Raw genomic sequence first — 15,291 nt, forward strand, 5'->3', positions numbered from 1 at the left:
GACAAATTTCTTAAGCCCCGACACCTTAACTTATTTTTTTAACAACTTCAAAATTTTTGAAGCCTTTTAGTTCATTTGTCTCTTGGTGCTCTACGGAGCTTACCTCAGCATCCTCTGGTCCATCCGCACAAAACTCAAGCAAGGACTGAAGCGCAAAATCATCACCTTCAGCCTCAATGTATACCGAACCATCAGGCTGGTTCATTACAAAACCCTTAACACCCAATTGATCTGCCACAGCTTTTGTACTTGCACGAAAGAAAACACGTTGTACTTTTCCCTGAACCTGAATATTCCAATGCTTCATCCTACAAAGGTAAAAGAAGAATTAGAATAACAAACTAACGAATACGTCTTACCGTAACTTTAGGCGTCAATTTGAACGTGTCCATACCTTCTAACAACACCAAACCCGGTTGCTTACCTTCTTCCAAAGATCCCAACTGATGATCTAAGTTTAAAGCACGAGCACCATTAATGGTCGCCCATTTAATCGTATCGTTGAAGTCCAAATCAGGGAACTCTTGATGAATTACCTTCATTTCTTCTAAGATATCCAAACTATCATTAGACGCTAAACTGTCTGTTCCTATTATGATTTCATAATCTCCTAAAAGGAAATTATCAACCTTAGGAATTCTTCCTTCGATGTATAAATTCGCCTTCGGACAGAAACAGAAGTACACCTTACGACCCATACGATCTACAAAATCCAGATCTTTGATGGAGGTATAAGTATTGTGTACTAAAATTAATTTGTTCTTGGTTGGAATGTAAGGAAGGAAGGATTGCAGGGAGTTTCTAGCTTGCGCTTTAAAGTCATCTATATCGAAATCCAATTTCTTATAAAAGTCTAAGAATTCACCCTTTTTATAGCGGAAAAGTTTATTCTCCTCATCACTTTCCTGGTTGTGGATACTGATGATATTATCTTCACTAACCGCTTTCTTCAGGGTTTTAAACAAGAATTTAGAACCTGAATAGGGTGCATGTGGTGTAATCGACGAGTGCTTGTAATCGAAATGGAATTCGATTTCCTTTGCTTGATCGATACGGTTAACAACATCCTCTTTGCGCATTGCCATAACCTCTACAAAGGTATGGTAGGTAATTGGGCTTTCCTCTTTTACCTTAGCTGTAGCAGCTGTATTCACATGGTCACCAACTGCTTGAATACCATTTTCATACATTGCTTTATCAGCAGCCAACATCGCTTTTTCCACCTGATCCACTTTGCTGGAACGCTCATCCATCACCTTACTCAAGAAAGTGGTCAATCCTGTACCTTCAGGAACCACACCCTTCATGTGCGACAACTCCAAATGACAATGGGCATTGATAAAACCCGGAATTAAGGCACCCTTGAAATATTCGACTAGGTTTTCATCGATCTCCCCAGGATTATAAACACCTTTTACTACTCCCTCATTATCCATAGCAACAATTCCTTTCTTTATTGCAGGACTCGAAATAGGGAATACAACATCAGCACCGTAATACTTCATACAATTTAATAGTTCTATTTTTTTAAAGTTAGTGTAACTGCTTTTGAAACAGTTCAGCCAATTTACAAAAAATAAAATTCAGTTTAACTAATAAAAAAATATTTATGAATTTGTTACAAAGGTTGCACAATTTTGAAATGATGCATATAAAGCCTACATTTGCCGCATCTAATAGGGGTGCCTTGTTGTTAACAACACAAAAAAAGGCTGAGATTATACCCTGTGCAACAGTTGTAAAACGAATTGCACTCACCTGATCTGGGTAATGCCAGCGTAGGGAAAGGGAGGTTAAATTTAACCTATTGTAACCCCTTGCAATGGGAACTTTTAACTCATAAAAAAAACAAATATTTATTATGCTAAACAGATGTATAGCCCTCGCAGTGTGCTGCTTGTTTGCTATTTCAGCGATGGCGCAAAACAACCTGACAGTCCGTGTGACTAATCAAGAAAATTCACCATTAAGTGGTGCTACGGTTACTTTAAACCAACAAACCACGCAATCCAATTCAGAAGGCCTGGCCTCTTTTTCCGACCTTTCCAATCAAAATTACCTGCTACAGGTAACCTTTTTAGGGTACAGCCCGCAGAAGGTGAAAGTGAATCCTAGTAGACAAAAGGAAATCCATATCCGATTAACAGAACTGGACTTCCAAGCAGAGGAAATCTACATCAACGTGACCCGTGCAAAGGAAAATTCAGCAACCACATTCAAGAATTTGGGTAAGGAAGAAATCCAACGTAAAAATGTTGGTCAGGATATCCCTTATTTACTCGATCAAACTCCTGGTGTGGTGATTGGTTCTGATGCTGGTGCAGGTATTGGATATACCAACATGACTATCCGTGGATCGGATAATGAGCGTATCAATGTAACATTAAATGGAATCCCTTTGAACAACTCAGAAAGTATGGGCTCCTTTTTTGTCAACCTTCCAGACTTCGCTTCCAGCACGCAAAGTATACAGGTACAACGTGGTATCGGTACTTCTACCAATGGAGCTGGTGCTTTTGGAGCTTCCTTGAACATCCAAACCGATGCCTTGGAATCCAGCCCTTATGCAGAATTGAACAACTCATTCGGTTCCTTCAATTCTTGGAAAAACACCGTAAAAGCAGGCTCAGGACTAATCAATGGTAAATATGCCGTAAATGCCCGTTTATCCCGAATCAGTTCTGATGGCTATGTGGAACGCGGATCTTCTGACCTGAAATCTTTCTATGTAGATGCCGGCATGTTTACTGACAAACACACCTTAAAGGCGACTGTTTTCTCGGGTAAGGAAAAGACCTATCAAGCTTGGTATGGTCTCCCTGAACCATTGTACACGGGTAATAGGGATCGACTTGATGATTACATCGCAGCTATGGAGATCTATGATCCAACAGAAATCGAACGCATTAAAAATGCAGATAGAAGGTATAATATTTACAATTACGACAACCAAACTGATAATTATACGCAGACACATAGTCACCTGCAGTACACCTATAAAATCAGCGATAAGACTAGCTTAAATGCTGGATTACACTATACACGTGGAGCAGGATACTATGAGGAATACCGCATTGATGATAAGTTCAGTAATTATGGTTTAACCGACATTATTAACGGTACGGAAACCATCAAAAAAACAGATTTAATTCGTCAGCGTTGGTTAGACAACTGGTTCTATGGTGTGACCTACGCCTTACAACATCGGGTTAATAATCATTTCAATTTAAGTTTTGGTGGTGCTTATAATCAATATGTAGGAGGGCACTTTGGAGAAGTCATCTGGAGTAAATACAATTGGGGGACCCAGCCTAACCATCGCTACTACTACAACGAAGCTCATAAAAATGACTTCAACTTCTTTGCAAAAGCGGACTATCGATTAAACAAATGGCTTTTCAATGTGGATTTACAATACCGTAACATCTATTACAATGCCGAAGGTGATGACAACAAAATCAAAAACTTTCATTTCAATGATAAGTTAAACTTCTTTAATCCGAAGGCTGGATTTACCTATTTATTAAATGATCAATCGAACATTTATGCTTCTTATGCTTATGCAAGTAAGGAGCCAGTACGCGATGATTATTTGGAAAATCCATTGAATCTTTTCCCAAAACCGGAGAAAATGCAGGATATCGAAGCGGGATATAGATACCGCGATCGACAGTTCAACATTGGAGCTAACCTGTATGCGATGTTGTATAAAGATCAATTAATCCCAACCGGTAAAATCAACAATGTAGGTGAGGCAATTCGTCAGAATGTAAAAGACAGTTATAGAATTGGCTTTGAATTGGATGCTGCCTGGAAAGTAAGTAATCTATTCCAATGGTCTATGACAGCAGCCTTAAGTCAAAACAAAATCAAGAATTTCACGGAGCTGATGACCATATACAACAACAATATCGATTGGGAATATATTGGCGAAAAGGAAATCTTTCATAAAAGCACAAATATAGCTAAATCACCATCGGCGGTTTTATCCAATAATTTCACGTTCCATGCAACTCCAGATTTATCTTTTAGCTTGTTGAGTAAATACATCTCAAGAATATACATGGACAATACCAGTGCAAAAGAACGCAGTTTAAAACCTTCCTTTGTCAATCATTTTCAGGCAGTTTACAACTTCTCAGCCTTCGGAATCGCGAATATTGGCCTCAATGCTACGGTCTACAATATCTTAAATACGAAATATGCCACTTCCGGTTATACTTGGGGTCAATATTTCCAAGACAGCAACCAGCGCGATTATTATAACTTTTATTATCCACAAGCTGGAACAAACTTTATGCTTGGACTGAACATTCGATTCTAGTTCAATAATAAAGACAAATAAAATCTATAGAGTAATGCTGCATGATTTATTTTCATGCAGCATTTTTTATGGAATATCGTCGCTGCATGCATCATGATATAAACAAGGAAAATTTAATGTAAACAAGATGAAACTTCCGATACGATTTAAAGTTCAAAGACCTAGAACACGCTTCGCAATTTATTTGCTGACATTAATAGGCTATTTACTGATCTTATAAGAAAAGCATATCAGAGGGCTTGGTATTTTTTCTAATAGGAAGGATAAATAATCCTAATTGCTATAACCTGCGCCTTCCCTTGTTGTTACTTTTTGACTTTGGTTTTTTTCCATTTTATTATCTATGTCCTTAATCTTAATAATTCCGTAACACTAAAGGTTTTTAGATATTATTTATTAACGGTCGATGCATGCATCGCCTCTACCGATAACGTGGAAAATTTAGCCTAAAATATCCCTAACTGTAGGGTCAAAAGCATGCTTCGACCGGTATCCAAATTCCAGAACCCAACATTCAACATCCAATTAATTAATTATTACTGCTTTGCATAGTTCGGAGTTCCTACATCTTCGATGCAGGATGACGTGATCTTGCAGTCAGGGGATGAGACTCTTCGCTTCTCTCTGAGTTGTAAGGTTCGGAAAGAATTTTTCTAATTTCTGTTGTCTTACGTCTGATGTCTCCTTGTCTCTCCCAGGGGTTTTATTCGTCACTTCTTCGGATCTCCTTCGGAACTTGTTCGGATCTCCTTCGGATCTCGTTCGGTTAGAAGCGAACGAGATCCGAAGGAGATCCATATCAGATCCCTAGAAAATCCTTTAGAGTATCAAAGCAAACTGGTCTCAATTTGCCGGTATTCTAAAAGTGAAAGCAACGTAAAAGAGCTGCAGCTATTAATTTGAGCACCCTAAAAAACCAAACATTAAAAAACCATACTTAACTAAAAGAATATATAAACCAGAATTTAACCATGTCCAATTGAAAATATAAAAACTTATGTTTTAGCAGGAAAAACCTCTATAATTCAGCTCATAGGCTGATCATTTCGAAATCGATTGCATTAAATAGATTGAATTCTTAGTAAGAATTAACGAATAGATACATCAATTTTCTACCTAATAATGGGTATTTCTATCAAAAAAGACCGTTTTTGATATATTTTTAACATTAATTAAGTACCATCTGTGTATCTTTGCCCGTATCTTAGCCTACACAAGTACGAAAATTACGGTTAAATGGCTTATACATAATCACTTTTAGATTAGATTGAATAAGAAAAAAATAATAAATGATCCTGTTTACGGTTTTGTCACAATCCCGTCGGGTTTCATTTATGACCTCATCCAGCATCCTTACATCCAAAGACTTCGTTATATCAAACAGGTGTCCATGACGCATTTGGTGTATCCAGGAGCCTTACACACGCGTTTTCAACATGTTGTCGGAGCCATGCACCTCATGAGTCTGGCGATTGAGACTTTACGTGGAAAGGATGTGCTCATTTCTGAGGAGGAAGAGGAAGCTGCATTAGCAGCTATCTTATTGCATGATGTGGGCCATGGTCCATTTTCACATTCTTTAGAGCATACCCTGGTAGAGGGTGTTTCCCATGAATTGATCTCTGCTCAATTGATGGACAAGCTTAATGTGGAATTTAGTGGTCGATTAGATTTGGCAATTACCATATTCAACGATCATTATCCACGTCCTTTTTTACATCAACTAGTTTCCAGTCAATTGGACACAGACCGTATGGACTATCTTAATAGAGATAGCTTCTTTACAGGGGTTTCCGAAGGTGTCATCTCCTTTGATCGTATCATCAAGATGCTAAATGTGAAAGATGATGAACTGGTAGTCGAAGTAAAAGGGATATACTCGGTAGAGAAATTTCTGATTGCTAGGCGATTGATGTATTGGCAAGTATATTTGCATAAAACAGTTATTGCTGCCGAGCAGATGTTAATCCAAGCTTTGGCGCGGGCAAAACAATTAAGCAATGCTGGTCATCGCTTGTTTGCCACCCCGGCATTGGAACATTTTCTTACACAGCGGGTAACAAAAGAAAATTTTCTCGAGAACGAGTCGCACTTGGAGTGGTTTACACGTTTAGACGACACCGATATTCTTTCAGCTATCAAAATTTGGGCAGATCATGAGGACCACATTTTGCGAACATTATGTCGAAAGTTAATCCGTAGGGAGCTATTCCGTACAGAAATGAGCAACAAGCCATTTCCAACGGAATATATTAATGAGTTGAAGGAAAAGGTGAAAGAAAAGTTCATGATTGGGGAAGATGAAGTAGGTTACTTTGTCTATGAACAAGTTGTCGGAAATAGTGCATACGATTCCTCCAGCAGTAAGATCTGCGTTTTGGAAAAAGATGGTCAGCTGAAGGATATCGCTGAGGCTTCTGACCTTTCAAATATCGAAGCGCTGACAAAACGAGTGAATAAATATGCTGTCACCTATCCGAAAGAGATTGGTTACATCACACAACGCCAACAAACAATTATTAACATATAACCTTTTAGTATCACTTCATGCAATTTACCGCAGAACAGATAGCAAATTTACTACATGGTACCGTTGAAGGTAACCCCGAAGTGCTCGTGGACAAATTATCCAAGATTGAAGAGTCCTGTCCTTCAAGTTTAACCTTCTTATCGAATCCAAAGTATGAGCATTTTATCTACGAAATAGAAGCAGGTATCATCGTTATCAATGAGGATTTAAATTTACAGAAACCTGTAAAATCGACATTGGTGCGTGTTAAGAATGCTTATACAGCCTTTACCGAATTGTTAAAACTATATGATCAACTTCGTAATGAACGTTCAGGTATAGAAGAACCTGTTTTTATACATGAAACGGCTCAGATTGGCGAAGGCAATTATATCGGTGCATTTACCTATATAGGGAAACAAGTAAAAATCGGTAATCAGGTGAAGATTTATCCACAGGTTTACATCGGTGATGATGTAGAAATTGGTGATGGATCGATTATTTTTCCTGGCGTAAAGATTTACAGAGACTGTAAATTAGGGAAACAGGTGATCATTCACTCGGGTACTATAGTCGGTAGTGATGGTTTTGGATTTGCCCCTCAAGAGGATGGCAGCTATTCTAAAATCCCGCAGATCGGGAATGTCATCATTGAAGATTACGTGGAGATTGGCGCCAATACGGTGATTGATCGTGCTACATTAGGGTCGACAATTATTCGAAAAGGGGTTAAATTGGACAATTTAATTCAGATAGCACATAATGTTGAGGTTGGCTATAACACAGTTATCGCCGCTCAAACTGGTATATCGGGCAGCACAAAGATCGCTGAGCAAGTAGTCTTAGGTGGGCAGGTAGGTGTTGTAGGCCATATCAGTATAGCGAAAGGTACGCAGGTACAGGCGCAGTCCGGAGTAAACAAGTCTTTAAAAGAAGAGTACAAGAAATGGGGTGGTAGTCCTGCCTTCCCATATAACAACGAGCTTCGCTCGCAAGTACTCTACAGCAAGCTTCCAGAAATGGAAAGACGCATCGCGGAGCTTGAAAAGCAATTAAAAGAAAAAAATAATAGTTAACTTTACAGGATATTTTTTGCAATAACACGAATGTTAGATATGAATGTAAAACAAAGAACCATTAAATCTGATGTCCATTTTTCAGGCGTTGGGCTCCACACTGGTAAGCAAGTCAATGTAACGCTAAGACCAGCCCCTGAAAATCACTGGTACAAATTCAAAAGAATAGATTTAGATGGTCAGCCGCTTGTTAGTGTAGATGCTGACAATGTTAGCAATACGGCAAGGGGAACAACTATTTCACAAAATGGTGCTTCGGTTAGTACAATTGAGCATTTGATGGCCGCATTGGTAGGCCTTCAATTAGACAATGTATTGATAGAAATCGACGCCCCTGAGGTTCCTATTTTGGACGGTAGCTCGGCTATTTTTGTCGAAAAGATTCAAGAAATAGGATTCGTTGATCAGGATGCTGACCGTGACTTCTTTGAAGTAACCGATAACATTCATTATACCGATCCAGAGAATAAGGTGGAGATTGTGGCTATGCCAGTTGATGGTTACCGCATCACCTGTATGATCGACTTTAATTCACCGGTATTGGGTAGTCAACATGCGTCCATCAGTAATATTGAAGAGTTCAGCAAGGAGATTTCCAGCTCTAGAACCTTCTGTTTCTTACATGAATTGGAAGCTTTAGTAAGTCAAAATTTGATTAAAGGTGGTGATCTTTCAAATGCCATCGTTATAGTCGATAAAGAAGTAGACGAAACGGAATTGGATAAACTTCAAGGTTTATTTCATAAACGAGTTGAAGTAGCGCAAGAAGGGATATTAAACAATATTTCATTACGCTATCAGAACGAACCGGCACGTCACAAATTACTGGATATGATTGGTGACCTTGCATTAGTAGGCAAGCCAATTAAGGGCCATATTATGGCGGCACGTCCAGGCCACGCAGCCAATGTTGCATTTGCAAAACGCATTAAAGCACAGATAAAGCGTGAGAAGAATAAAAAAGGGGTTAAAGTATATGACCCGAATACGCCACCAGTTTATGATACGGTACAAATCATGAACATTCTTCCGCATCGTCAACCATTCTTGATGATTGACAAGATATTGGAACTTTCGGAAACCCATGTTATTGGATTGAAGAATGTGACGATGAATGAAGATTTATTCATGGGACATTTCCCTGGCGCACCACTTTTCCCGGGTGTGCTTCAGATTGAAGCTATGGCACAAACTGGAGGAATCTTGGTATTGAATACCGTTCCTGATCCCGAAAATTGGTTGACCCTATTCTTGAAGATTGAAAACGCAAGATTCAAAAATCAAGTTGTCCCTGGGGATACTGTAATTTTCAGCTGTGAACTATTGGAGCCAATCCGTCGTGGAATCGCACGAATGAAAGGTGTGGGTATGGTCGGTGATAAGGTAGTGAGCGAAGCGGAGTTAATGGCTCAAATAGTTAAAGTTAAAGGATAATTACCAGCAAATGATACAACCTTTATCATATATACATCCTGAGGCAAAAATTGCTCAGAATGTTGTCATAGAACCATTCACGACCATCCATAAGGATGTAGAGATTGGTGAAGGTACTTGGATAGGTTCAAACGTAACGATTATGAACGGAGCTAGGATCGGTAAAAACTGCCGTATTTTCCCTGGTGCCGTTATCTCGGGTGAACCGCAAGATTTAAAATTCGAAGGAGAAATCACAACTACGGAGATTGGTGATAACACCACCATCCGCGAATGTGTGACCATAAACCGCGGTACCAAAGATAGATACCGCACAGTAATTGGTAAAAACTGCCTTATTCAAGCATATAGCCACATTGCTCATGATTGTATAATCGGTGATAACTGTATTTTCTCCAACTCCAGCACCTTAGCAGGACATATTACCGTAGGAGATTACGTGGTATTAGCGGGAATGGTAGCCGTTCATCAATTCTGCAAGATTGGTTCCCATGCCTTTGTAACCGGAGGTACCCTGGTTCGTAAAGATGTCCCTCCTTATATCAAAGCAGCTCGTGAGCCTATTTCCTATGCCGGCATCAATTCTGTTGGTCTTCGCAGACGTGGATATACCAATGAACAGATCAATGAAATCCAAAATATTTATCGGGTTCTATTTGTTCAACACAGTAACTTGGGAAAAGCATTGGATATCGTTGAAGCGGAGTTTGAAGCAACAGAGTTACGTGATGAAATCTTAGGGTTTGTTCGTGCTTCGAACCGTGGAGTTGTCAAAGGATTTGGACAAGGTAAATCAAGTATGTAATTCAAGGAGATTTTTATTTGAATATAATTCTACAAGATATTGGAAGAAGGTATAATCGAGAATGGATATTTCGCCATCTGGATTATACCTTTTCTTTTGGAAAGAGCTATGCTATCCTAGGTCCAAACGGATCTGGTAAGTCCACTCTTCTCAAGGTTCTAACAGGTTCCTTAACACCAAGTGAAGGGACCATTGAATATCGTATGGAAGGCGACAAGCCGGTTGAAATAGACCAGACCTTCCAATACATCAGTTATGCTGCTCCATATGTGGAGCTAATAGAGGAATTCACTTTAGCGGAGCACCTAGACTTTCACTTTAAATTCAAGTCTTTCCTTCCGGGTTATGATTTGGAATCGGTAAAAGAGCAATTGGGATTTGCTAAGGGTGTCTTTCAAAAAGAAATCAGGCATTTTTCATCGGGCATGAAGCAACGTGTTAAGTTGGCTATGGCTTGCTGTGTCGATAGTAAGGTGTTATTTTTAGATGAACCAAGCAGTAATTTAGATAAAGCCGGCGAGAAATGGTATTTGGATTTGGTCGAGAAAACCAAGAATGACCGCGTACTCATCATCGGGTCAAACCAGGAGCATGAATATGCCTTCTGCGATGAATATGTGGAAATTCTAAAGTACAAATAGCCATATAATCAAGGTTTTTATTATTTTTGCTGCCTATAACAATATAAATATGTCAAAAGCTTCAGAAGTTAAAAATGGAAACATTCTTCGTTTTAACGGAGAATTAGTAGCAGTAGAGGAATATATCCACCGTACTCCAGGCAACTTACGTGCTTTTTACCAAGCAAGAATGCGTAATGTAAAAACTGGTAAATTGGTTGAGTATAGATTCAGAACGGATGAGGAGGTAGAAATTGCCCGCGTAGAGACCAACGATTATCAATATTTATATGATGACGGTGACTTCTTCGTGGTGATGGACAATACATCCTACGAGCAGTTCAACATTCCAAAATTATTGTTTGGCGATGCTGCACGTTTCTTGAAAGAAGGAATGAATGTGATCGTAGCTTTTGAAAGTGATGAACCTATCATGGCGCAAACCCCAGCTACCGTAGAATTGGAAATTACCTATACGGAACCTGCAGTAAAAGGTGATACATCAACCAACGCCTTGAAAAATGCAACGGTAGAAACTGGTGTGGAAATCAAAGTGCCTTTGTTCATCAACCAAGGAGATAAAGTAAAAGTAGATACTCGTTCTGGTGATTACATCGAACGCGTAAAATAAAGATTTTAGGTTTAGGTTGATTACTCGGTCTTGTTAGCCCCAAAGCTTCAAGACCGTTTTCATTCATAGCCATGGAAAAAGCAAAATTAAGACAAGAATATAAGCTGAAACGTAATGAACTAAGCTTGGAGGAGGTGAAACATCTGGATGAGCTACTCCTGGAAGAGCTGAAAGCTTACGATTGGTCTGGCATTAAATATTTGCATTGCTATTTATCCATTGAGAAATTTAAGGAATACAACACCCTACCCTTCATCGAATGGATTTGGAAGCATTTCCCGGAGATAACCATGGTGATCTCGAAATCTGACTTCCTATCTAACGAATTAACGCATTATAGCTTCTTTAAGGACACTTCGCTCGAACTGAACAGTTGGGGCATCCCTGAACCTATTGCGGCCGAGGAGATCCCTCCTACGGCTATTGACGCTATCATTACACCGATGTTGGTTGTTGATAAGCTTGGCAATCGTGTTGGCTATGGAAAAGGATTTTACGATCGTTTCTTTGTAAGCTGTAAAGAAGAAGTCAAGAAATTGGGAGTTAGTTATTTTCCACCCGTTGAGGCTATTGATGATATTCAGGAATGGGATATTCCTATTGATCTGGCTTTTACCCCCGGAAAGACTTTTTTGTTTTAAGGAGGGATATAGACCGCTGCGCTATTAGATGTGAGGTATGAGACCGCTGTGCTATTAGATGTGAGACACCAGACAACAGACTTTGGCATTACGATCAGTTTTTTTGGTATATAGTACAGAGTACGCTATCAGAGTTGTGATGTGAGATTTTTATGCGGTCGAAGCATGCTTCGACCCTACAGTTAGGAGTTTTTTAAGCTATATTTTCCGCGTTTTCAGTAGGGTCGATGCATGCATCGACCGTTAAAAAACAACACCAAAAAACCTCACTCCAAATCTGTTTTCCTTGTATCAGAATTCAGTTGTCTATAAAAAAACGGGCGGACATTCCGTTCGTTCTCGTCGGGGATAAATCCCCTTACATCGAACTCACTCAGTACCGCCCCTACCTAGCGTGCTATCTAGATAGTTTGTTATTAGGCGATTAGTAGCACCCATGCGTAGGGGCAGCACTGAGCGCAGCGGAATGTCTGCCCGATTCAAAAATAGTTGTGAGACCGCTGCGCTATTGGATATGAGATGTGAGATTTGAGATAGTAAGGGTGATTTTAATTTTGCGGTCGGAGCATGCTTCGACCCTACAGTTAGGGGTAATAGGAAACCTTATTTTCACGAATGTTTGAAGGGTCGATGCGGGCATCGACCGCTAAATCGCAATCAAAAGGCAATTTGTTGAGATTCCTACCGTTTATATAGTAGTACAGCTTCTGCGAGATATGCTATGCTCATTTTCAAGAACATAGATTTCGAACAGGAGTAGAAAGTAAAAAGAATCACTGTCTAAAAAGCTAAGTTCTGGTCATAAACATTATTTACTCCTAGCAAGGTCAAGTTGGTATTTCCCATTCTTTTAGAAATATCCATGAATTATTACCAACCTGATCGACCATTTAATTTGTCTACTTGAGCAATCAAGTGTCAATAGCCAGCTTTAAGTAGCTTTTTAGACAAATTCTTTTTATTAAATTACTTATACAATATTCTAAACTTGATCGTGTTCTCGATCTGTTTCAATTGTTTTAACATTTTCTTGTCGTATTCAGCGTCAATATCCGTTACGGCATAGCCAATATCTCCACGGGTCATTAGGAATTGTGAGAAAATATTGATGTTGTTTTCTGCATATACGTTGTTGATCTGTGCCATAATGCCTGGGACATTCTTATGAATGTGCAAAAGACGGTGTGCACGGGTCAGGTTTGGTAGAGTTAGATTCGGAAAATTACGACTCTGGTCAGTATCTCCATTATTGATGAAGTTTGCCATACGACGTGGAATAAATTCCGCATTTCTCTTTTTATTTTTCTTATCATCAAAAACGACAATTCCCTTCTCATTACAGATGGCTTTGGAGATATGCCCTTTAGCATCACCAAGGAAGCCTATCGTTTTTAGCTTATCCGCTCGAGCAAGAACATCATCTGCTATCTTTTGGTTAGGACCTAACAATAGCATTCCTACATCCTTTACATACTTCTCCTCTAAAGTTTCTTTAACACGAATGGAGAAACCATCACGTTTTAAGATATGTGCTGCAATCTCTGGAACTTCGCCTACAATTAAACATAGAATACGGTTCTTAGGATAAGAAATGGCACGTGGAAGATCATTCACATATAAAAACTCATCGAAACTCGGTGTAATGTGATCTGCTCTATCTGTTACGGATTGACGTGCTATATTCTCCGTAAAAGCAAAGAACTTCTCAATCAGTCCAGATTCTTTCAATTGGAAGTCAGAGTAACCATCACCTATACCGAAGATACGGCCGTTGATTTCCAATTGCTGAAGTAACTTCACCTTTCCTCCCTCATCCGACAAAGGATTCTCCTCATCATAGCCAATGATATTTCCTTCCTCATCAAATTTAAAGGTGTTTGCATAGATGTTTTCCTTGCGGATATGGTATTGACTCACCACAGGGGTAATAAACTCTTTAAAACCTCCAGAAACGATCCAAGCTGTTTCAGAATTCTCCTTGAAGAATTCTTTGTTTCTACTGAAGGATTTAGATACTTTCTTTTTTAATTGACTGATGAGTTTATCCAAATGAGATCGGTTGGCCTGTAATAGCTTTACACGACCTGCCAAGCTTTCACGGAAAGAGATCTTCCCTTCCATGGCAAGGTTAGTAAACCGTTCAATCTCCTGATAAATTTCCTCTTGATCTGGATGATTCTCCAAAGAAATACGAGCTAATTCGTCCAAAGCTTCGACTTGGGTAAAGGTGGAGTCGAAGTCGATGATGTAATAGTTTTTCACTGTGTATGGTTGTTTAGATTGTTTTAAGCATAATATGCTTGGCATACTTCTTCCAGGATCTGGTCCAGGGGTTTAAAGGAAACACCCAGAGTATTGACGATCTTGCTGTTGTCATAAGCCAATTTACTTGTTGCTGCTCGAGCAGTTTCTCTAGTGAGTACAGGTTTCTTACCATTCAACATAGACAAGGCTTTTGAAACACGCCAAGCTACCGAAAGCATGATCGGTGTAGCTTTAATCGTAGGTTCCGGTTTGTTCATCAGCTTGCTTATGCGCTTCAGTAACTCTCGATTGGAAATATTCTCGGAGTTAACAATAAAGCGTTGTCCAGAAATTGCAGTATCCATTAATTGGATCATTACTTTCGCTACATCCTGTACATCCACAATTCCCACACTGCCTAAAGGATAGATCTTATTTCCCTTATTGACCATTTCAAAGATACTTCTCGATCCATGCTCACCTGGCCCTACACCCATGATCACAGAAGGGTTTATTATAACCGCATCCAGACCTTCAGCTATTCCACGCCATACCTCCATTTCACTTTCATATTTCGCTAAAGCGTACTTAGAAATTCGGGGCGTATGTTCCCATTTATCACTTTCTTTGACTGGGAGTCCTTTCTTACTGGCCCCTAAGGCTGCAATAGAACTGACATGAACCAATCTTTTCTGATGTAATAAGCAAAGATTGACGATATGCTTGGTTCCTTCCACATTGGTATGGAACATCTGAGCGGCATCGTTTTTATGATAGGAAATTAAGGCTGCACAGTGATAAACCTGCCTTGCTTGAGCAACAAGTTCTTCCAACGCATAGTAATCGGTGATATCAGCATCTACCCATTGAATCAATGAAGAGGCTTTCAGGTTTTCAGGTATGATGGAGCTAGACCTTTTGGTCGCGATAATGCTATGCCCCTGATCAATCAGTTGTTGTACTAATGTTGAACCTAAAAATCCAGTTCCTCCGGTAACTAAAATCAC

The 15,291-nt window shown here is 39.4% G+C and carries 12 protein-coding genes; 8 read left to right on the forward strand and 4 right to left on the reverse strand.

What is annotated here, in order from left to right:
• Positions 1-25 precede the first annotated feature (25 nt).
• Positions 26-307: an acylphosphatase gene (locus ABD676_RS15250; protein ID WP_344675601.1), complete on the reverse strand. Its 282-nt coding sequence runs from the start codon at positions 305-307 to the stop codon at positions 26-28.
• 34 nt (positions 308-341) lie between these two features.
• The gene (locus tag ABD676_RS15255; protein WP_344675602.1) at positions 342-1,505 is read right to left on the reverse strand and encodes an amidohydrolase family protein; all 1,164 of its coding nucleotides are present in this window, start codon (positions 1,503-1,505) and stop codon (positions 342-344) included.
• Positions 1,506-1,861: 356 nt separating this feature from the next.
• Here ABD676_RS15255 and ABD676_RS15260 point away from each other — a divergent pair, with 356 nt between their 5' ends.
• The 8 genes from ABD676_RS15260 to ABD676_RS15295 all read left to right on the forward strand — a co-directional run bounded on the left by ABD676_RS15260 (position 1,862) and on the right by ABD676_RS15295 (position 12,040).
• Positions 1,862-4,324 carry a TonB-dependent receptor gene (locus tag ABD676_RS15260; RefSeq protein ID WP_344675603.1) on the forward strand — a complete coding sequence of 821 codons (2,463 nt, stop codon included), beginning with the start codon at positions 1,862-1,864 and terminating at the stop codon, positions 4,322-4,324.
• A gap of 1,267 nt (positions 4,325-5,591) precedes the next feature.
• Entirely contained in the window at positions 5,592-6,854 is a 1,263-nt protein-coding gene (locus ABD676_RS15265; protein WP_344675604.1) for an HD domain-containing protein, read from the forward strand.
• Between the two features lie 17 nt (positions 6,855-6,871).
• Positions 6,872-7,909: a UDP-3-O-(3-hydroxymyristoyl)glucosamine N-acyltransferase gene (gene lpxD, locus ABD676_RS15270; RefSeq protein ID WP_344675605.1), complete on the forward strand. Its 1,038-nt coding sequence runs from the start codon at positions 6,872-6,874 to the stop codon at positions 7,907-7,909.
• 39 nt (positions 7,910-7,948) lie between these two features.
• The gene (locus ABD676_RS15275) at positions 7,949-9,343 is read left to right on the forward strand and encodes a bifunctional UDP-3-O-[3-hydroxymyristoyl] N-acetylglucosamine deacetylase/3-hydroxyacyl-ACP dehydratase (RefSeq protein WP_344675606.1); all 1,395 of its coding nucleotides are present in this window, start codon (positions 7,949-7,951) and stop codon (positions 9,341-9,343) included.
• 10 nt (positions 9,344-9,353) lie between these two features.
• Positions 9,354-10,148, forward strand: a complete 795-nt coding sequence (gene lpxA / locus ABD676_RS15280) for an acyl-ACP--UDP-N-acetylglucosamine O-acyltransferase (RefSeq protein ID WP_344675607.1) — start codon at positions 9,354-9,356, stop codon at positions 10,146-10,148.
• Between the two features lie 17 nt (positions 10,149-10,165).
• Entirely contained in the window at positions 10,166-10,789 is a 624-nt protein-coding gene (locus ABD676_RS15285) for an ABC transporter ATP-binding protein (protein ID WP_344675608.1), read from the forward strand.
• Positions 10,790-10,838: 49 nt separating this feature from the next.
• Complete coding sequence (gene efp, locus ABD676_RS15290) at positions 10,839-11,399, forward strand: elongation factor P (protein ID WP_344675609.1); 561 nt, start codon at positions 10,839-10,841, stop codon at positions 11,397-11,399.
• A gap of 71 nt (positions 11,400-11,470) precedes the next feature.
• Positions 11,471-12,040 carry a 5-formyltetrahydrofolate cyclo-ligase gene (locus ABD676_RS15295; RefSeq protein WP_344675610.1) on the forward strand — a complete coding sequence of 190 codons (570 nt, stop codon included), beginning with the start codon at positions 11,471-11,473 and terminating at the stop codon, positions 12,038-12,040.
• A 966-nt stretch (positions 12,041-13,006) separates the two neighbouring features.
• Here the strand turns inward: ABD676_RS15295 and ABD676_RS15300 are convergent.
• Together ABD676_RS15300 and ABD676_RS15305 are read right to left on the reverse strand one after the other, a co-directional pair.
• On the reverse strand, positions 13,007-14,302 hold the full coding sequence (locus tag ABD676_RS15300; RefSeq protein ID WP_344675611.1) for an HAD-IB family phosphatase: 1,296 nt from the start codon (positions 14,300-14,302) through the stop codon (positions 13,007-13,009).
• A gap of 23 nt (positions 14,303-14,325) precedes the next feature.
• On the reverse strand, positions 14,326-15,291 hold the full coding sequence (locus ABD676_RS15305; protein WP_344675612.1) for an SDR family NAD(P)-dependent oxidoreductase: 966 nt from the start codon (positions 15,289-15,291) through the stop codon (positions 14,326-14,328).

It is taken from the genome of Sphingobacterium kyonggiense (assembly GCF_039536825.1).
Classification (GTDB): domain Bacteria; phylum Bacteroidota; class Bacteroidia; order Sphingobacteriales; family Sphingobacteriaceae; genus Sphingobacterium; species Sphingobacterium kyonggiense.